The 18453-nt window shown below is 67.9% G+C and carries 14 protein-coding genes and 1 pseudogene; 8 read left to right on the forward strand and 7 right to left on the reverse strand.

Going from position 1 to position 18453, the window contains the following annotated elements; translation table 11 throughout:
* Positions 1-128 precede the first annotated feature (128 nt).
* Positions 129-1599, forward strand: a pseudogene (locus SB764_RS29670) (PLP-dependent aminotransferase family protein).
* Positions 1600-1688: 89 nt separating this feature from the next.
* Here SB764_RS29670 and SB764_RS29675 read toward each other — a convergent pair.
* Together SB764_RS29675 and SB764_RS29680 are read right to left on the reverse strand one after the other, a co-directional pair.
* Entirely contained in the window at positions 1689-2993 is a 1305-nt protein-coding gene (locus tag SB764_RS29675) for an MFS family transporter (RefSeq protein WP_065059453.1), read from the reverse strand.
* Between the two features lie 299 nt (positions 2994-3292).
* Positions 3293-4819 (reverse strand): MDR family MFS transporter, encoded by a 1527-nt coding sequence (locus SB764_RS29680; protein ID WP_183039456.1) that lies wholly within the window; start codon positions 4817-4819, stop codon positions 3293-3295.
* A 219-nt stretch (positions 4820-5038) separates the two neighbouring features.
* On the opposite strand from SB764_RS29680, the gene SB764_RS29685 reads away from it, so the two are divergent.
* The 3 genes from SB764_RS29685 (at position 5039) to SB764_RS29695 (ending at position 8223) form a co-directional block, all read left to right on the forward strand.
* Positions 5039-5749: a TetR/AcrR family transcriptional regulator gene (locus SB764_RS29685; RefSeq protein ID WP_176081492.1), complete on the forward strand. Its 711-nt coding sequence runs from the start codon at positions 5039-5041 to the stop codon at positions 5747-5749.
* A 223-nt stretch (positions 5750-5972) separates the two neighbouring features.
* Positions 5973-7523, forward strand: coding sequence for a cryptochrome/photolyase family protein (locus tag SB764_RS29690; protein WP_244145821.1), 1551 nt, complete (start codon positions 5973-5975; stop codon positions 7521-7523).
* Positions 7524-7809: 286 nt separating this feature from the next.
* Positions 7810-8223, forward strand: a complete 414-nt coding sequence (locus SB764_RS29695) for a response regulator (RefSeq protein WP_074986687.1) — start codon at positions 7810-7812, stop codon at positions 8221-8223.
* A gap of 169 nt (positions 8224-8392) precedes the next feature.
* Here SB764_RS29695 and SB764_RS29700 read toward each other — a convergent pair whose 3' ends face one another.
* On the reverse strand, positions 8393-9019 hold the full coding sequence (locus tag SB764_RS29700) for a Fur family transcriptional regulator (protein WP_410865852.1): 627 nt from the start codon (positions 9017-9019) through the stop codon (positions 8393-8395).
* 67 nt (positions 9020-9086) lie between these two features.
* Positions 9087-9713 carry a glutathione S-transferase family protein gene (locus SB764_RS29705; protein WP_074986685.1) on the reverse strand — a complete coding sequence of 209 codons (627 nt, stop codon included), beginning with the start codon at positions 9711-9713 and terminating at the stop codon, positions 9087-9089.
* 187 nt (positions 9714-9900) lie between these two features.
* Here SB764_RS29705 and SB764_RS29710 point away from each other — a divergent pair, with 187 nt between their 5' ends.
* Positions 9901-11616 (forward strand): ATP-dependent helicase, encoded by a 1716-nt coding sequence (locus SB764_RS29710; RefSeq protein ID WP_074986684.1) that lies wholly within the window; start codon positions 9901-9903, stop codon positions 11614-11616.
* A 9-nt stretch (positions 11617-11625) separates the two neighbouring features.
* On the opposite strand, the gene SB764_RS29715 is transcribed toward SB764_RS29710, so the two are convergent.
* Positions 11626-12573, reverse strand: a complete 948-nt coding sequence (locus SB764_RS29715) for a phosphoribosyltransferase (protein WP_074986683.1) — start codon at positions 12571-12573, stop codon at positions 11626-11628.
* 378 nt (positions 12574-12951) lie between these two features.
* Here SB764_RS29715 and SB764_RS29720 point away from each other — a divergent pair, with 378 nt between their 5' ends.
* Entirely contained in the window at positions 12952-13521 is a 570-nt protein-coding gene (locus tag SB764_RS29720; RefSeq protein ID WP_082991861.1) for a molybdopterin-dependent oxidoreductase, read from the forward strand.
* A 7-nt stretch (positions 13522-13528) separates the two neighbouring features.
* On the forward strand, positions 13529-15397 hold the full coding sequence (locus SB764_RS29725; RefSeq protein WP_183716626.1) for a hybrid sensor histidine kinase/response regulator: 1869 nt from the start codon (positions 13529-13531) through the stop codon (positions 15395-15397).
* On the opposite strand, the gene SB764_RS29730 is transcribed toward SB764_RS29725, so the two are convergent.
* Positions 15394-16248, reverse strand: coding sequence for a helix-turn-helix domain-containing protein (locus tag SB764_RS29730; RefSeq protein WP_065059462.1), 855 nt, complete (start codon positions 16246-16248; stop codon positions 15394-15396). The two genes, SB764_RS29725 and SB764_RS29730, sit on opposite strands and share 4 nt — an antisense overlap.
* A 292-nt stretch (positions 16249-16540) precedes the next feature.
* Here SB764_RS29730 and SB764_RS29735 point away from each other — a divergent pair, with 292 nt between their 5' ends.
* Entirely contained in the window at positions 16541-17329 is a 789-nt protein-coding gene (locus tag SB764_RS29735; protein ID WP_410865853.1) for a C39 family peptidase, read from the forward strand.
* A gap of 85 nt (positions 17330-17414) precedes the next feature.
* Here the strand turns inward: SB764_RS29735 and SB764_RS29740 are convergent, their stop codons facing one another.
* On the reverse strand, positions 17415-18371 hold the full coding sequence (locus tag SB764_RS29740) for a LysR family transcriptional regulator (RefSeq protein ID WP_080180686.1): 957 nt from the start codon (positions 18369-18371) through the stop codon (positions 17415-17417).
* Positions 18372-18453 lie beyond the last annotated feature (82 nt).

An 18453-nucleotide genomic window follows, 5' to 3' on the forward strand; every position in this document is an offset into this window, starting at 1 on the left:
GGCCGATCATGCGCGCGCGCCCCCGAACCGGTAAGCTATGCATCAGTACAATTTCGATGAACTGTACTGAGTACGGATCAGTACAGTTGAGAACCGCGAGGGGACAGCCGGTGGACAGCGGAGGACAGATGGAAGACGCACGGCGGACAGCGGACGGCGCGCTCACGCGTGTCGAACAGGTCATGCGGATCGTGCGCGAGCGCATCGCGTCGCGGGCGCTGGCGGCGGGTGCGCGCGTGCCGTCCATCCGCACGATGAGCGAGCAGTCCGGCGTGTCGAAATCGACGGTGGTCGAGGCCTATGAGCGCCTCGTGGCCGAAGGCGCGCTGGTGGCGCGGCGCGGCTCGGGATTTTTCGTGGCGGGCGGGGCGGGTGGTGCCGTGGGCGAGTGGTGCCGTGGGCGAGCGCGGTCTCGCGGGCGCGCAGCCGCAACCGCGTCTGGATCGCGAAATCGATCCGCTCTGGCTCACGCGCCAGTCGCTCGAAACCGACGCGCGCGCGTTGCGTCCCGGCTGCGGCTGGCTGCCCGCTTCGTGGCTGCCGCAGGACGCGGTGCGCCGCGCGCTGCGCGCGATGGCGCGCGATCCGCGTGCGCAACTGACCGATTACGCCACGCCGCTCGGCCATCCGGCGCTGCGCCAGCATCTGTCGTGGCGGCTCGCGCAGCACGGCATCGGCGCCGAGCCTGGCCAGATCGCGCTCACCGACAGCGGCAGCCAGGCGCTCGACCTGCTGTGCCGCTTCCTGCTCGAACCCGGCGACACCGTGCTCGTCGACGACCCGTGCTATTTCAACTTTCAGGCGATGCTGCGCGTGCATGGCGCGAAGGTCGTCGGCGTGCCGTACACGCCCAACGGTCCCGATCTGGCCGCGTTCGAGCGCGCGCTCGTCGAGCATCGGCCGCGTCTGTACGTGACGAACTCGGCGATCCACAATCCGACCGGCGCGACGCTCGCGCCCGCGGTCGCGCATCGTCTGCTCAAGCTCGCCGAGGAGAATCGGCTCACCATCATCGAAGACGACATCTTCGCCGACTTCGAGACCGATTCCGCGCCGCGTCTCGCGGCTTTCGACGGGCTCGCGCGCGTGATCGCCATCGGCAGCTTTTCGAAGACGATGACGGCGGCCGCGCGCTGCGGCTATATCGCGGCGCGCGCGGACTGGATCGAACCGATTGTCGATCTGAAGCTCGCGGTGGCGTTCGGCAACGGCGACCTGACGGCCGATCTGGTGCACCGTCTGCTCGTGGACGGCACGTATCGGCGCTATCTGGAAGGCTTGCGCACGCGGCTCGCCGACGCGATGGGCGACACGCTGCGCCGGCTCGCGGCGGCGGGTCTCACGGTGTGGACGCGGCCGCAAGCGGGCATGCTGTTGTGGGCGCGTTTGCCCGACGGGCTCGATGCGGCGCAGGTCGCGCGCGAGGCGCTCGCCGACGGCGTGGTGCTCGCGCCGGGCAACGTGTTCAGCGCGACGCGCAGCGCGGGCGAGTATCTACGGTTCAATGCGTCGCAGTGCAACCGGCCCAAAGTCTACGAGACCTTGCAGCGCGCGATGGAGCGGGCCGCCGCGCCATCGGCGTGGGAGCGCGTGGACTGAAACGAAAACGGCGCACGCTTGAGGCGTGCGCCGTTCGTCATGACATCAGGTCATGCCTCGCTGCATGACGTCACAGCATGACGTTGCGATCACGGCTCGTGACGCAGATACCCTTCCTTGCTCGGGTCGCGCATGCGCCACGAAACGAGCAGCGAAATCGCGCAGAGCACGGTCACGTACCAGTAGAACGTGCTTTCGCTGCCGATCGACTTGAACCACAGCGCGACGTATTCCGCCGAGCCGCCGAAGATCGCGTTGGCCACCGCATACGAGAGGCCCACGCCCATCGCACGCACTTCGGGCGGGAACATTTCCGCCTTGATGAGACCGCTGATCGACGTATAGAAGCTCACGATCGCCAGTGCGATCACGATCATCGCGAACGCCGCGTACGGGTTCGTCACGTCCTTGAGCGCGTGCATGAGCGGCACCGTGCAGAGCACCGAGAACACGCCGAACAGCAGCATCGAGTTGCGGCGGCCGATCTTGTCGGAGAACGCGCCGAACACCGGTTGCAGCAGCATGTAGACGAACAGCGCGCCCGTCATCACGTTGCTGGCGGTCTTCGCGTGCATGCCCGCCGTGTTCACCAGGTACTTCTGCATGTAGGTGGTGAACGTGTAGAAGATCAGCGAGCCGCCCGCGGTGAAGCCGACCACCGTCAGGAACGCGCCTTTGTGCTGCCACACGCCGCGAATCGTGCCCGCGTTCTGCTTGTGGCGCGACTCGTTCGTCGAGGTTTCGTTGAGCGATTTACGCAGATAGAGCGAGATCAGCGCGGCGCCCGCGCCGACCACGAACGGAATGCGCCAGCCCCACGCCTTCAGTTCTTCGGTCGAGAGCGTCTGTTGCAGGATCACGAGCACGAGCAGCGCGCACAACTGGCCGCCGATCAGCGTCACGTACTGGAACGAGGCGAAGAAACCGCGTCGGCCCTTGAGCGCCACTTCGCTCATATAGGTCGCGCTGGTGCCGTACTCGCCGCCCACGGACAAGCCCTGGAACAGACGCGCGATCAGCAGCAGCAGCGGAGCGGCGGCGCCGATCTGTGCGTAGGTGGGCAGTACGGCGATCACGAGCGAACCGCCGCACATCATCAGCACGGAGATCATCATCGCGGTGCGGCGGCCGTGGCGGTCGGCGATGCGGCCGAACAGCCAGCCGCCGATCGGGCGCATCAGGAAGCCCGCCGCGAACACGCCGGCGGTGTTCAGCAGCTGCGTCGTGGTGTTGCCGCTCGGGAAGAACGCGGGCGCGAAGTACAGCGCGCAGAACGAGTAGATGTAGAAGTCGAACCACTCGACGAGATTGCCCGACGAGGCGCCGACAATGGCGAACACGCGTCGCCGGGTGTCGTGCGCGTCGGGCACGGCGGTCTCGGTCTTGACGTCCATGGGAGGTCTCTTTCCTTTAGTGCTTTTTGAGGCGCGACGATGGGCGAACCGCGAATCGCCGCGTACAGATGCGCATTGCGCCCCGCGATTTTATCTAAATGTAAATAAGCGATGTGGAAATGTAAGGAAAGCCCTGGGTGCGGCGGGGGCGACTTGCGGATCGGGCGATGGGGCGATCAGGCGCGCAGGAAAGGGACCGAGCGGGGGGAAAACCGAAGCGCCGAAGACGCGAGCGCGGCGCGAGCATCGCGCCGCGCGGAGGGAGGTCGTGAAAAGTGCCGCGAACCGTGCCGCGAAAATCAGGAATGCTTGCGCAGCGGCACGTCGCGCAGCAGCCAGGCGAGCACGAAGGCAAACACCACCACGCAGGCCGCCAGAAGATAGACGGTGTGCAGCGCGCCCGAGAACGCGTCGAGATACTGCGCGTGCAGCGCGGGCGGCAGATGGTGGATGACGTCGGGCGTGAGCGGCTGCGGCAGCTCCACATCGGCGGCGAGCAGCGTGGCGAGCCGCGCATGCAGCCCGTGCGAGAACACCGCGCCGAACGCGGCCACGCCCACCGAGCCGCCAATCGAGCGGAACAGCGTCGCGCCCGAGGTCGCCACGCCCATGTGGCGGAATTCCACGGTGTTCTGCACGGCGAGGATCAGCACCTGCATCACCATGCCGAGACCGCAGCCGAGCAGGCCCATGTAGAGATACATGCGCGTGAGCGGCGTGTCGATGGCGAGGCGCGCGAGCAGCATCATCGCCACGGCTACGCAGGCGGTGCCGAGAATCGGAAAGATGCGGTACTTGCCGATCTTGCTGATGATGCGGCCCGTGATCACCGACATCACGAGCACGCCGCCCATCATCGGCAGCATCTGCATGCCGGCCTCGGACGGCGTCGAGCCCTTCACGACCTGCAAGTACAGCGGCAGGAACGTGACTGAGCCGAACAGCGACACGCCCACGATGAAGCCGATCAGGCTCGACAGCACGAAGGTGCGCTCGCGAAAGAGTTCGAGCGGCATGATCGGCTCGGCGGCATGCTTTTCCTCGTGGATGAAGCCCGCGACCGCCACCACGCCGAGCGCCAGCGTGAGCCAGAGCTGCGGTGAATTCCACGGCAGCAGCGAACCGCCCTCGCTCGTGAAGAGGATCAGGCAGGTGAGCGCGGCGGCCAGCCAGCCCGCGCCCATGTAGTCGATCACGTGCTTGACCTGCGCGACGCGCGGCTTGAACACCGCGCCGATCACGGCGAGCGCCACGGCGCCCAGCGGCAGGTTGATGTAGAAAATCCAGCGCCACGACAGATGCTCGACGAGAAAGCCGCCGAGCAGCGGGCCGACCACGGTGGCGAGGCCGAACACGCCGCCGAACATGCCCTGATACTTGCCGCGCTGCGCGGGCGGGATGACGTCGCCGATGGCGGCCATCGTCACGACCATCAGGCCGCCGCCGCCGATCCCCTGCAGCGCGCGCAGGGCGATCAGCTGCGGCATGTTCTGCGCCATGCCGCAGAGCGCCGACCCGGCCAGAAAGATGACGATGGCGGCCTGCAGCACGCTCTTGCGGCCGAACAGGTCGCCGAATTTGCCGTACAGCGGCACGACGATCGTCGACGTCAGCAGGTAAGCGGTCACGACCCACGAAAGCCGGTCGAGGCCGCCCAGTTCGCCGACGATGGTCGGCAGCGCCGTCGACACGATGGTCTGGTCGAGCGCCGCCAGCAGCATGACGAGCAGCAGCGCGGGAAACAGCAGCCGGATCGGCGGGTGGCCGCCGCTCTGGTCGGCCGGCCCGGCGTGAGCGGTGGCGGGATGTTGCGCAGTGGAGTCCATCGGCGGTCTCGCGTCCTTCGTCGCGTTTTTCATGATCGGGATCGATCTTGAAATTAATTAACTTGAAGATTAATATTAGGACAATTCTCAAGGCCGGTCAAAGACGGATTCGTAACCGGTTCGTTACCGGCGGTTTCCCGCCCTGTTTTTCCGTGCCTTCCCTGTAGACGATCGACGCGCTCGTGTATTGTTCGCGTGGGTTCGATTTTGCGATTCACCATGACGACTGCTGACACTGCTGCTGACCGTTCGCTGGATTCGCCGTCAGGCGCAAAGGAAGCGAAAGCGCCGAAAGGACCGAAGCGCCCCGGCCGTCCGAGCGGCGGCGCGGGCGGCGCAGAGCAGCGCGAACGCCTGATCGCCGCGGCGCTCGCGCTGTTCGCGCGTCAGGGCATCCTCGACACCACGCTCGCCGCGATCGCGCGCGAGGCGGGCGTCACGCCCGCTATGGTTCACTACTACTTCAAGACGCGCGACCAGCTCATCGACGTGCTGATCGACGAGCGTTTCGTGCCGCTGCGCACCGCGCTCGGCGGCTCGTTCGACCTGCATCCCGACGATCCGCTCGCCGCGCTGACCGAACTGACGCGGCGCTTCGTCGAAGTGGGGCAGGCGCATCCGTGGTTTGCGCCGCTGTGGGTGCGCGAGGTCATCAGCGAGGGCGGTCTGCTGCGCCAGCGCATGCACGAGCGTTTCGGCCACGACAATCAGCGCAAGGCGCACGCGGCGATCGAGCGCTGGCAGCGCGAAGGCAAGCTCAACGCGGATCTGGAGCCGTCGCTGCTGTTCCAGTCGCTGCTCGGGCTCACGCTGCTGCCGCTCGCCACCACGCCGCTCTGGCGCAATGCACCCGTGCCGCACCGCATCGGCGCCGAGGAAATCGCGCGCCATGCCGTCGCGCTCATCACGCACGGCATACGTCCTGCTTAGTGGAGCGGTTGGGGCGAGCGGTTGACGCTGCCCGCCTCCCTGTCGTTCGCTTTTTGCCCACTTGATGCCCGCTTGGCGCGCCGCCGCGCGTGGTACGCTGCGGCACCCGAGCGCCGTCCGGTCCGGACGCATCGCGCGCAGGTCGTACGCACGTCCCCTAAACGTCGTATGTCTGCGCCATGCGCGGCCTGGCGGCGCGGCACGTCACACGCTCGAGGTCCGGTTGACCGCTAAAAAATCCACTCCCGCTCCCGTCATTGTCTGGTTTCGCGACGATCTGCGTCTCTCCGACCAGCCCGCGCTGGCCGCGGCCGCCGAGACGGGCCAGCCGCTGATCTGCGTCTATATCCACGATCCCGATGCCGCGGGCGAACGCGCGCCCGGCGCCGCGTTGCGCTGGTGGCTGCACGTGTCGCTGGCGGCGCTCGATGCGTCGCTGCGCGAGCGCGGCGGCCGGCTCGTGATCCTGCAAGGCGCGGAAGCCGCCACGCTCGAAGACTTCGTCGAAGCGAGCGGCGCGACCGGCGTGTTCTGGAACCGCCGATACGGCGTCCACGAGCGCGAATCGGACGCGGCGCTCAAGACGCGTCTGCGCGAGCGCGGCCTCACCGCCGAAAGCTTCAACGGCGCGCTGCTCGCCGAACCGTGGACGATCCTCAATCAGTCCGGCGAACCGTTCCAGGTGTTCACGGCTTACTGGCGCGCATGCCGGCGCATCGGCGATCCGCCGCCGCCCGCGCCCGAGCCGGATCGGCTGAATTTTCAATCGCTACCGGCACGTCTTACCCAGCGCGCATCGAAACTCGACGATCTCGGGCTCACGCCGAGCAAACCCGACTGGGCGGGCGGCATGCGCGAGGCGTGGCCCGCCGGCGAGGAAGCGGCGTTCGAGCGCCTGGAGGCGTTCCTCGGCACCGATTTCGAGGCTTACGCGGAGGAGCGCGACGCGCCGTCCCACGCCGCCACGAGCCGCTTGTCGCCGTATCTGCGCGTCGGCGCGATCTCGCCGCGCCAGGCGTTCGCGGCGCTCAAGGCCGCCGAGCATGGCGTGAAAGGGGGAGCAAAAACGGGCTCGCCCGCGCGCCGCGCCGAAAGCGCGGAGAAGTTCGCGAGCGAGCTGGGCTGGCGGGAGTTCTGCTATTACCAGCGCTTTCACTGGCCCGATCTCGCCGATCGCAATCTGCGCGCGCATTTCGACGCCATGCCGTGGCGCCGCGACGCCAAGGGGCTGCGCGCGTGGCAGCGCGGCCTGACGGGCTATCCGCTCGTCGATGCCGGGATGCGCGAGCTGTGGCACACGGGCTGGATGCATAATCGCGTGCGCATGGTGGTGGCGTCGTTCGTCGCCAAGCATTTGCTGCTCGACTGGCGCGAGGGCGAACAGTGGTTCTGGGACACGCTCGTCGACGCCGATTCGGCCAGCAATCCCGCCAACTGGCAGTGGGTCGCCGGTTCGGGCATGGATGCGGCGCCGTATTTCCGGATCTTCAATCCGGTCTTGCAGGGCCAGAAGTTCGATCCGCGCGGCGCGTACGTGCGCCAATGGGTGCCGGAACTCGCGAAGCTGCCCGACGCCGCGATCCATCAGCCCTGGAAGGCGAGCGCGGCCACGCTCGAAGCGGCGGGTGTGCGGCTGGGCACGGACTATCCGCTGCCGGTGGTCGAACATGATGTGGCGCGCGCGCGGGCGCTGGAAGCGTTCGCGAAGACCGGGAAATCGGGCCCGAAGGCTGCACCGGGCGGGGGCAAGACCGCACGGAAATCAGCGGAATGAGCGCTGGAATAAGCGTTGGAACGGGGATCGATGCGCGGGCATGCGCGCGCCCTGGCACGTCCACGGCTGGCGCGCAGTCAGCGGGCGCAAGGCGCACAGGCGCGTTTGTCATGCGCCTGACCGCGCAAGGGTCTATTGTGCGCGGCGCACTGAACCCGCGGCATCAATATTGCTCTATATGGGCGGCCCTGGGAGTCCCCGGGGCGCAGTGCCCGCAGCGCGACGCGCGTCAGCCGACGGCTGGCGCACCTCGCGAAACAGACAGAACGGCATTCAAGCAAACACAATGAACGCAGTACACAAACTCGACCAGACGACCATCGTGCTGGTCGAAGACGACCCGCAAAGCCGGGACTCGCTCGCCTCGCTGCTGGAGGCCGAAGGAGCCCGCGTCGTTGCGGTGGAGGACGCCGAAACCGGTGTCGAAGCAGCGCTCCGGCTGCTTCCCGACGCGGTGGTCTGCGATCTCGATCTGCCCGCGATGGACGGCTTCTACCTGATCCAGCGTCTGCGCGACCACGAGATACGCGGCGATCACGCGCCGGCCGTCGCGGTGGCGCTCACGGGCCACACCGAAGAGAGCTGGCGTTTGCGCAGCATCGGCGAAGGCTTCCAGCATTTCATGACCAAACCGGCCAAGCCGGAAGCGCTGGTCGCGTTGCTCAGCGACGCGATCGACGCCCGCCAGTCGTCCTTCTGAACGCGTCGAGCGGCCAGCCGGGGTGAAGCCCGGCGCCGCCGCTCGCGCGCGACACGCCACGCGGCCCCCGCGCCGCAGGTGGGCGCGTGTGCGGCGTCGCAGCCATTGACGGTGGAAATGCGGGAAAACGTCGAACCGCGAACGGGTCCGACGTTCCGCGCGAACGCGCTCAGGAGTGCGTGGTCTCGGAGGGCGGCGCGGCGGCCGGTTTGGCGGCCGAGACTTCGGCCGCCTGGCATTGCGCGCAGACGCCCTTGAGTTCGATGCCGTCGCCGGAGAGCCGGTAGCCCGCCGCTTCGATCTGCGCGACCAGCGCCTGGCGCAGCTTGGGCTCGTGCAGTTCGGTGACGTTGCCGCATTGCTGGCACACCACCAGAATGCCGTGCTGGCATTGCGTCAGGTCGTGACAGACCGCGAACGCGTTGATCGATTCGATGCGGTGAATCAGGCCCGCCGAGAGCAGAAAGTCGAGCGCGCGATACACCGTGGGCGGCGCCGATCCCGGATGGATCTGGCGCATTTCGTCGAGTAGCGAATAGGCTTTGGTCGCGCGGCCCGAGGCGAGCAGCAGTTCGAGCACCTTGCGGCGGATCGGCGTGAGCTTTTCGCCGCGCTCGCGGCAATAGGCTTCGGCCATTTCGAGCGCGGTGTCGAGCGACGCGCCGTCCGGAGCATGACGATGATCGTGCGCCGCGTGAGCGTGATCGTGGTCATGGTCGTGCGCAGGCTCATGCGCCGCGTGCGCCTCGTGCGAGTGAGGCGCCGCGCTATCCGGGGACGGTTTTGCTGTCTTCATGCCGTAATTATACGGGTCGCGTCGCGCGCGCGCCCGGCCCGCCGCCGGAGCCCGCGCGACGCGGCGATCAGCTCAGCGGCAAGCCGATGTACTTGCGGAAGCCCTCGCGCTGCGCCAGCCGCTGATACCAGCGTTCGAGGTTCGGCAGCGCGGGCCGCTCGATGCCTTCGAGCCCGAACCAGCGCCGCGCGAACGACCCGAGCACGATGTCGGCGAGCGAGAAGCGGTCGTTCTCCAGAAAGAAGCGGCCTTGCAGATGGCGGTCGAGCAGCGTCCATTGCGCGGCCACGTTCTCCAGGTCGGCGGCGATCTGAATGGCGTCGCGCTTGTCCGCGGGCGTGCGCACGAGCGCGATGAACAGCGGCCGTTCGGCGGGCGCGAGCGTGCCGATCGACCAGTCGAGCCAGCGCTCGATACCCGCGCGCACTTTCGGCTCGGTCGGGTAGAGCAGGCTCGACGGGCCGTATTCCATCGCCAGATAGCGCAGGATCGCGTTCGATTCCCACAGCACGAAATTGCCGTCGACGAGCGTCGGCACTTTGGCGTTCGGGTTCATCGACAGATAGGCGGGTTCGTCGAGGCGGCCAAACTTGCCGCCCGCGTCGATGCGCTCGAACGGCAGCACGAGTTCGTCGCAGCACCACAGGACTTTCTGGACGTTCACCGAATTGGCGCGTCCCCAGATTTTGATCATCTGGACCACTCTCCTTGACAGCGTGAATCGCTGCGTGAATTGCAGCGTGAAAAAAATGCGCGCGGCGCGCAGGGCGCGCGTCGGCCGGGTTCGCCACGATACACGATCGGGCGCGCGATTTTCGCGCGCGCGCCGCACGGGCCGCATTACGTAGAATAGCCGCTGCACAACGTGACGAGAAACGCATATGGCCCGGATTGTCCCCGACGACTGGCAGCATCTCGAAGCCACCGGCGCGGCCGCGCGCGAACGCGAGACGCTCGCGCTGCTCGAACGCGGCTTGCCGGCGGGCTACACCGTCTATCACGGCGTGCACTGGACGCGCCTCGCCGAAGGGTTTTCGGTGTTCGGCGAAGCCGATTTCGCGATCGTCAGTCCGTCGGGGCGCGTGATGATCGTCGAGCAGAAAACCGGCTTTCTGCGCGAAACGAAAGACGGTCTCGTGAAGGCGTACATGCAGACCGAGCGCAACGTCGCGGTGGCGCTCGCGCGCACCATGGAAGGGCTGCACCGGCGTTTCACGGCGGCGTTCGGCGCGGGCACCTATCACCTCGAAGAACTCTTTTATTGCCCCGATCACGTGGTGCGCGATCCGGCGATCGCGGGCGTGAATCCGGCCCGCATCGTCGACGCCACGCGCAAGGGGCAGCTCGCGGCGATCATCCGCGAGGCGCTGCCCGCCGACGAAGCGCGTCTGCCGAGCGCCGCCAAGGTCCACCATTTTCTCGCCGATGAACTCGCGCTCACGCCCGACGCCAGCGCGCTCGTGGGCGCGGCGGGCACGCTCGTCACGCGGCTTGCGGGCGGGCTCGCCACCTGGGCGCGGCGGCTGGAGTTCGCGCCGTTCCGGCTGCGCGTGATCGGCACGGCGGGCTCGGGCAAGACGCAGCTCGCGTTGCAGGTGATGCAGGACGCGCTCGCGCGCGGTCAGCGCACGCTCTACGTCTGCTTCAACCGGCCGCTCGCGGATCACATCGCGAAAGTCGCGCCGCCCGAGGTGAAGGTGGCGAACTATCACCAGCTCTGCGACTGGGTCGCGCGCGACGGCGGCCACGTGCCCGATTTCGAGGGCGCGAACGTGTTCGAGACGCTGGAGCAGCGCTTCGCGCAGACGCCGATCGACGCGCGCTGGCAGTTCGACGTCGTGATCGTCGACGAGGGGCAGGATTTTCAGCAGGCGTGGGTCGAGGCGCTCGCGCGGCTGTTGCGGCCGGGCGCGGCATGGTGGTGGCTCGAAGATCCGCTGCAGAATCTCTACGTGCGCGAGCCGGTTGCGCTGCCGGGCTGGACCGTGCTGCGCGAGACCACGAACTATCGCAGTCCGCGCGACATCCTCGCGTTCTTGCGCGACGTGGCGGGCGCGACGGTGCCCGCGCTCGCCGGGTTGTCGGCGGCCAGTCCGTTCGGCGGCTCGGAGGTGACGGTGTTCGCGTGGGACGAAGCGACGGACAAAGCGACGGACGAAGGCGAGGGCGAATCCACCGTGGTGGCCGCGACGCGCCGCGCGGTCACGCAGGCGCTGGCGCTCGGCTTTCGCAAGCAGGACATCGTGGTGCTGTCGTTTCGCGGCCGCGAGCACTCGCATTTCACGGCGCTCGATCATCTGGGGCCGCATCGGCTGCGCAGCTTCACGGGCGAGTACGACCTGTTCGGCGTGCCGCAGTATCGCGACGGCGACCTGCTGCTCGATTCGATCTATCGCTTCAAGGGGCAGTCGGCGCCGTGCGTGATTCTCACCGACGTCGATTTCGACACGCTCGACGAACGCGCGGTGCGCAAGCTGTTCGTGGGCGCGACGCGCGCGACCATGAAGCTGATCGTGGTGGCGTCGCCGCGCGCGGCGCGCCTGCTCGGTCACGAGCCGCTTGCGCCCGCGCTCAGAACGGGCGGCAAGGAAGGCTAGGCGGCGCGCTCAACCCCAGGCCGAGGCGCCGATCAGCGTGCCGCTGCGCGCCTGGGCGTTCCACCAGATCACGCGCAGCAGCGGCGCGCGCTGGGCGATGAAGATCGCCTGCACCGGATCGCTCTCGATGAAATGCGTGACGCCGCAGCGCACGGCGGCCGCGGCCTTGTGCGTGGCCGCGCCTTGCACCGACTCGTCGTGCTCGCCGGGCGCGCGCATCACCAGTTCCAGATGGCCGAAGCCGTGGCGATCGAGCCACGCCTGAGTGCGCTCGCGGTCGAGTTCGGGGCGCCCCGTGATGATCGCGCGCGCGTGCTTGAGGTCGATGTCGGGAATGCGCTCGAACGGCACCAGCGCGTCGCGTTCGGCGAGCGCGCCGTCGAGGTCTTCGTCGTAGCGCGCGAGTGGAATGTCGGGCAGCAGGATGCCGTCGAGGTCGATCGCGTAGACCGCGTATTCGTGGTCGTCGGCCATGCGCGAGCCTTCGCTTGCGCCCTCGCGCACCCAGTCGGCGCGATAGCGGTCGGTGTAGGCCTGGCGCTCCCACGGGAACAGCGCGAAATAGCCGCTTGCGTCGATCGAATAGTCGGGGCGCAGGCGCGAGAGGTCGTCGTACGCGCCGGTGAGCGTGCGCACCTGCAGGCCGTGCTCGCGCAGGAACGCGATGCAGTCGACGAGCGTATGGCCGCGTCCGGCGATGTCCTCGCAGACCAGCACTTTCGCGCCCGGCTCGGGCATCGGCAGCGTGGAATCCCAGCGCACCTCGCGCGTTTCGCGCGTGTAGCGCAGGAACGCGACGCCCGCGCCGGTTGCATGCGAAACCATCAGCGCGAGCGGCGCGCCGCCGCGCAGGATGCCCACGACACAGGCGAAATTTTCCTCGACGAGAAGCGGCTGCAGCGATTCGACCCACTGGTCGAGCTGTTCGTAGGTGAGCGGAACGACGGGTTTGTTCATTTGGGCAAAGCGGCGCTTGAAGCGGCAGGTGAGACGGCGCGTTGCAGACCGTTGCGGACCGCTGCGGCTTGTTGCGGTCCGTAGCGCTCCGTTGCGGGGAAGCTCGCGCGCACATAGGCGCAAAAGCGTGCAAGCCGTCCGAACGCGCCGTCTATTGTCGGGTCAATGTTTGACGATATTATGCCTATGCTTGCCGGCCTATGCAGACCGGCGGCGCGCGCCAGCGCACCACACGACCAGATGACGATTCGATGCGCCAGGGGGCCCGAGCAGATGCAGTATCCCGATGACCGGCCGGCTGTCCGGCACGATGCGGCGCAAGACGCGCCGCACGGCGAGTTCCAGGGCACGCCGCACGCTGTGCCGTCCACGCGGTTCATGCACCCCGCGCAGCCCGCCAGTCCCGCGCGCCGGCGTTTCACCGGCGCGCTCGCCTCGGCCTTCACGGCTGCGCTGGCCGCCGCCGCGCTGCCGGCGCGAACCGCGTTCGCGGCGTCCGCTGCGTCCACTGCGACCGGCGGCGGGCTGAAGCTCGACGTGAACGGCCAGGTGCGCGTCACCAACAACGCCACGCACGACGCCTATCATTTCAGCGAGCAGCAGTTGCTCGCGCTGCCCACGCACGCGATCTCCACGTCGACGACCTGGACGCCGCGTTCGACCTTCACCGGCCCGCTGCTCGCCGACGTGCTGAAAACCGTCGGCGCTTACGGCAGCCAGATCGAGATCCACACGATCGACGACTACACCTGCGTCGTGCCGGTCGCCGACGCGCGCCGTTACGGCGTGGTGCTGGCCTATGCGATGAACGGCAAGCGCCTGAAGGTGAGCGACTTCGGCCCGCTGTTCCTGATCTATCCGCGCGACCAGTTTCCGCTCGAACTCGACGGCGCGGCCGGCGACGCCAAGTTCGCCTGGCAGATCGTGTCGATGACCATCAAGCCTTGACACCGCCATGCAACGCCCGCTGCGCCGCTTCCTGCACGTACTGATCTGGGTCGTCGCGCTCGCGCCGCCGCTCGCCGCGGTCGGCTATCTGCTCTACGCGAACCTGCTCAATCCGCAGGTGGTGCAGCGCCTCACCGGCAACTACGACGGCCTGTACTGGGACGCCGCGCAGATGCAGCTCGCCTATTCGCGTTTCGAGAGCCAGTTGCTGATCTACGCCGACGGCATCGACCGCGACATCGACAAGGTGCGGCTGCGCTACGAAGTCCTGCAATCGAAGCTCAACGTGATGAAGGGCTCGACGCGCTCGCTCGTCGCCACGCCTTCGCTGATGAAGCGCCAGGCAGAGGACCTCGACGCGATCGATGCGACCATTGCGCCGTTCGACGCCGAAATCGCCATGCTGTCCGAGCGTCCCGAGCGCGCGGTGCCGATGCTCGAAGCGCTCGACGCGCGCTGGAGCGCCGTGACCGATCTCGCGCTGAACCGCCGCTTCGCCGACGTGACCGAACGCGAGGCGATCCGCCGCGACTTCATCGCCAAGCGCCGCGAACTGTTCGCGGCGGGCCTCGTGCTGCTGGTGCTGTCGGCCGCCGCCGCCGCGCTGCTCGTCATGAACGGCTACCGGCGCACGCGCCTGATCCGGCAGCAGCACGCCGCGCTCGAAGCCGAGCACCAGGCGACCCGCGCCGCGCGCGAGGCGAGCATGGCCAAGGACGCGTTCCTCGGCATGATCAGCCACGAGTTGCGCACGCCGCTGCATGCGATCGTCTCGTCGATCGAACTGCTCGGCTTCCACTCGCATTCGGAATCGGACCGCAAGGTGATCGGGCGGCTCGAAACCGCCGCGCGCCAGCTCGAAGCGCAGATGAAGGACCTCACCGACTACGCGCGGCTCGGCGCGGGCAAGCTCGAACTGCGTCCGGAGGAGTTCGATCCGCGCGAACTGCTGCAATCGATCGTCGACGAAAACGAGCAGGCCGCGCGCGCCCGCGGGCTGGCGTTCGCGCACGCGTGGCACGGCGCGCACCGCTGCGTGCTGGCCGATCCGCACCGCATCCGCCAGATCGCCAACAACCTCGTGACCAACGCGATCCGCTATACCGAGCGCGGCTCGGTGAGCATCGAGTTCGCACTGAGCGGGCCGGCGCCGGGCGTGCTGCCGCGCGCCTCGACCGCGCCTGCGCAGACGCTCGCGATCAAGGTCAGCGACACCGGGCCGGGCGTGGCGGCGGCGCAGATTCCGCTGATCTTCAAGGAGTTCACGCAGCTCGACACATCGCGCTCGCGGCGCTACGAGGGCGCGGGCATGGGGCTCGCGATCGTGCGCGGGCTGGTGGAGCTGTTCGGCGGGCATATCGACACCGATAGCCGCGTGGGCGAGGGCACGACCTTCACGGTGACGATTCCGGTCGCCGCCATCGAAGCGCCCGAGGCCGGTCCCGAGGCGACGCCGATCCAGGCGCTGTGGGCGCCGCCACAGGTGATGGTGGTGGACGACAACCCGCTGGTGCGCGAGTCGCTCTGCGAAATGGTGACGCACATGGGCTACGCGACGCGCGCGGCGGGCGACACCGACAGCGCGCTGGCGCTGCTCGCCGAGTCGCCCTGCGACGTGGTGCTGCTCGATCTGCACATGCCGGGCCGCGACGGTTACGCATTTCTCGCCGGCCTGGAGGCGCGCAAGGGCGGGCGGCGGGCGGTGTCGCCGCGCGTGATCGCCGTGAGCGCCGACGTCGCCGCGCTGGCGAGCATGGCTGTCGAAGGCGAGAACCGCTTTTTCGCGGCGCTCGCCAAGCCCTTGCATTACGAAGTGCTGCGCGCGGCGTTGCAGCGGGCGCTCAGCGCGCCGCGCGAGGCGCGCATGCCGGGCTAGGCGCGGTTCAGACGCTTGCCGAGATCGGCGACGAGGATCGCCATGCGCGCCGGTTTTTCGTAGCAGGCCACGTTGTAGTGGCGCACCACCTGGCTGATTTCCGATTCGCTCGCCTTGCCCGTCAGCAGTTCGCCGGTGAGCACGAAAATGGGCGCTTCTGGGTTTTCGGAGGCGCGCACCTGGCGGATCGCGTCGGCGGCGGTCTGATTGCCGAACAGCCAGTCGATCACCACGCCGTCGAACACGTGCTGCTCCAGCGCCTCGCCGAACGCCGCGAGGCCGTAGAGCGCGTGGGCCGTGTAGCCGCTGTGCTCCAGATAGTCGCGCAGGTTGTCGGCGGAAGCCTGATCGTCGTCGACGACGGCGATCAGCGGCTTGTCCGCTTCGGCGCGGCGCGGATAAATCTCGATCTTGTGCACGTCGCGCGCGTTCTGGTAGAGCGCGCCGTCGGGGCGCACCACGCGCCATTGGCCCTGCTTTTCATAGGCGACGAAGTCCGGGCGGCTGCCCGGCTCCACGGGCGCGCCGATCCACGCCGTGCACGGCAGTTCCGCCGCGCTCACGCACAGCAGCGCTTCCTGGGCGCTCGCGCCGACCATGCCCGGATCGAGCAACTGGCCGCCGAACAACTGGCCCGCCGGTTCGCCGAATGCTTCAGCCACCTTCTTGATTTGCGCGAGCGTCCACGGGCTGTTGCCGCGCAGCTTGCGGTGCCCCTGGGAAAAGCTCAGATCGAGAATCCGGCATAGCTCGGTCGTTTGCTGACGTTTACCAATGCCGTGACGGCTCATCAGCTCGCGTACGCGCTCAGCGACCGTGGCCGAATCGGTTGAGTGTGCAACGTTCGACATACGGCGATAAAAAAGGGGGTGATCGAAGGAGGTGGTTTGTTATCGTGTGCCAGGGGCATGACGGCCAGAACATCGACGGGCCGTCAGGCGGGCGCACAATATTCTAAACGCATCATTTAACAAATGGCTCATCGTTTTTGTATACAAATGTTGGCCATCGCAGGGACGACGTAAGCCCGGGGTCATGCGCCGACGCGGGCGCCTCTGCGACAATGGGTGTTTTACGCGAAATCGGCAGGCCGGGCCGCTTGCGTGGCCGCCTGCCTCGATCAACGAGCCGGAGCGAGCCTGTATGGACGAAAGACGTGTGAACGCCGGCGTGACCGGCGCAGCGAACGAAGTCGTGACGCGCGACGGGCAGCCCGATGCGCGGGCCGATTCAAAGCACCAGGCGAAAGACCAGACGAAAGACCAGACGAAAGACCAGACGAAAGAAGCGCGGCGCGAAGCCGCACGCGGCGCCGTGCTGCGCCATCATGGTGTGCCGTATTACAGCCAGTGGGGCAGTCCGGAGTGGGTGGCGCGCATCGTCGAGGACGACGCCGATCCCTGCGACGACCCGGCATGGCGCGCGAGCGGTTTCGCGCAGCCGGGCGACTACCGCTTCTGGGCGAAGCGCCTGTGCGGCCTGACCTGTTTCGAATCGGCGCTGGATTACTGGGGCATTGCCCACGCGCCGCGCGCGGCGATGCTCGACGAGGCGCTGCGCCACGGCTGTTATCGCCTGCGCGAAGACGGCGGCGTGGACGGCCTGATCTACCGTCCGTTCGCCGAGTGGGCCGAGTCGGCCTACGGCGTGCGCGTCGAGGTGATGACCGACGAGGGCATCGAGGCGAGCGCCGCGCGGCTCGGACCGGACACGCTCGCGATCGTCTCCGTGAGCCCCGAGATCCGCTATCCCGAGCGCGACAACGCCCAGCAGGGCGGTCATCTGATCCTCGTGCACGGCCGCGACGACGACGGCGTCTGGTTCCACAATCCCTCGGGCGTCGCGCCGTATCAGGCCGACGCCTGGCTGCCGTACTCGACCGTCACGCGCTTTCACGCGCGGCGCGGCATGGCGCTCACGCGCGCGGCGTGAGCGCGCCGCGATGCAGCACTGACACCCAAACGCACGCGGCGGCACATCGCGCCGCGCGCGCGGGCGAACCCATCGAACCGGCGCATCAAGCCGGCTGCAATCCCTCCAGCAATTGACGCACGCGCGACAGATCGCGATTGAGCGCGCCCGCGTCCTCGAACAGCTCGGCGAGCCAGTCGACGAACACGCGCACGCGCGACGAAAGCTGACGCGACTTCACGAACGCCACCGACACCGGCGTGGGCAGCGGCTTCCACTGCGGCAGCACCTCCACGAGCGTGCCGTTGTCGAGATACGGCTGCGCCGCGAGCAGCGGCGGCTGGATCAGCCCATAGCCCTGCAACCCGCAGGTCAGGTAGGCGAATTCGTCGGAAACATGCACGAAGCCGTCCACCTTCACCTTGGTCGGGCTGCCGTCGACCTCGAAGTCGAACTCGTACGGACGCCCCGTCAGCGGCGACAGAAAATTCACGACGGGATGCTGCGCGAGATCGTCGAGCGTGGCGGGCGCGCCGCGCCGTTCGAGATACGCGGGACTCGCGCAGGTGACGTGTTCCAGCAGGCCGAGACGGCGCGCGGCGAGACCCGAATCGGGCATTTCGCCGAGCTGGATACTGCAATCCACGCCTTCGCCGACGAGGTCCACGTTGCGCAGACTCACGCCGATCACGAGGTCGATCTGCGGATAGCGCGCGTGGAATTCATTGAGCGCGGGCAGCACGATCGCGTTGGCGATCAGCCCCGGCATTTCCACGCGCAGGCGTCCGCCGATGGCGCCGGGCGTCTGGCGCACGCTCGCTTCGGCCTCGTCGATGTCGGCGAGAATCTGCGAGGCGCGTTCGTAGTAGGCCGCGCCTTCGGGCGTCAGCGAAAGGCGGCGCGTGGTGCGGACGAGCAGTTGCGTGCCGAGCAGCGCTTCGAGGCTCTGCATCAGCGTGGTGGCGCTGGCGCGCGGCATATCGAGCGATTGCGCGGCTTTGGTGAAGCTGTTGGTATCGACGATGCGGACGAACGTGCGCATCGCCTGGATGCGGTCGATCACGGGCGAGCTCCTGATGGGTCGGGTACGGCTTGAGCGAATTCCGCGGGGCTGCTGCAAATAGGTGAGCGGCGCGCCCTGGTCG

The organism is Paraburkholderia sp. SIMBA_027 (assembly GCF_046535315.1).
Taxonomy (GTDB): Bacteria; Pseudomonadota; Gammaproteobacteria; order Burkholderiales; family Burkholderiaceae; genus Paraburkholderia; species Paraburkholderia tropica.

Coding starts and splice junctions, on each gene's coding strand:
- SB764_RS29675 (WP_065059453.1), bottom strand. CDS start 2,993: ATGGACGTCAAGACCGAGACCGCCGTGCCCGACGCGCACGACACCCGG.
- SB764_RS29680 (WP_183039456.1), bottom strand. CDS start 4,819: ATGGACTCCACTGCGCAACATCCCGCCACCGCTCACGCCGGGCCGGCC.
- SB764_RS29685 (WP_176081492.1), top strand. CDS start 5,039: ATGACGACTGCTGACACTGCTGCTGACCGTTCGCTGGATTCGCCGTCA.
- SB764_RS29695 (WP_074986687.1), top strand. CDS start 7,810: ATGAACGCAGTACACAAACTCGACCAGACGACCATCGTGCTGGTCGAA.
- SB764_RS29700 (WP_410865852.1), bottom strand. CDS start 9,019: ATGAAGACAGCAAAACCGTCCCCGGATAGCGCGGCGCCTCACTCGCAC.
- SB764_RS29705 (WP_074986685.1), bottom strand. CDS start 9,713: ATGATCAAAATCTGGGGACGCGCCAATTCGGTGAACGTCCAGAAAGTC.
- SB764_RS29710 (WP_074986684.1), top strand. CDS start 9,901: ATGGCCCGGATTGTCCCCGACGACTGGCAGCATCTCGAAGCCACCGGC.
- SB764_RS29715 (WP_074986683.1), bottom strand. CDS start 12,573: ATGAACAAACCCGTCGTTCCGCTCACCTACGAACAGCTCGACCAGTGG.
- SB764_RS29720 (WP_082991861.1), top strand. CDS start 12,952: ATGCACCCCGCGCAGCCCGCCAGTCCCGCGCGCCGGCGTTTCACCGGC.
- SB764_RS29725 (WP_183716626.1), top strand. CDS start 13,529: ATGCAACGCCCGCTGCGCCGCTTCCTGCACGTACTGATCTGGGTCGTC.
- SB764_RS29730 (WP_065059462.1), bottom strand. CDS start 16,248: ATGTCGAACGTTGCACACTCAACCGATTCGGCCACGGTCGCTGAGCGC.
- SB764_RS29735 (WP_410865853.1), top strand. CDS start 16,541: ATGGACGAAAGACGTGTGAACGCCGGCGTGACCGGCGCAGCGAACGAA.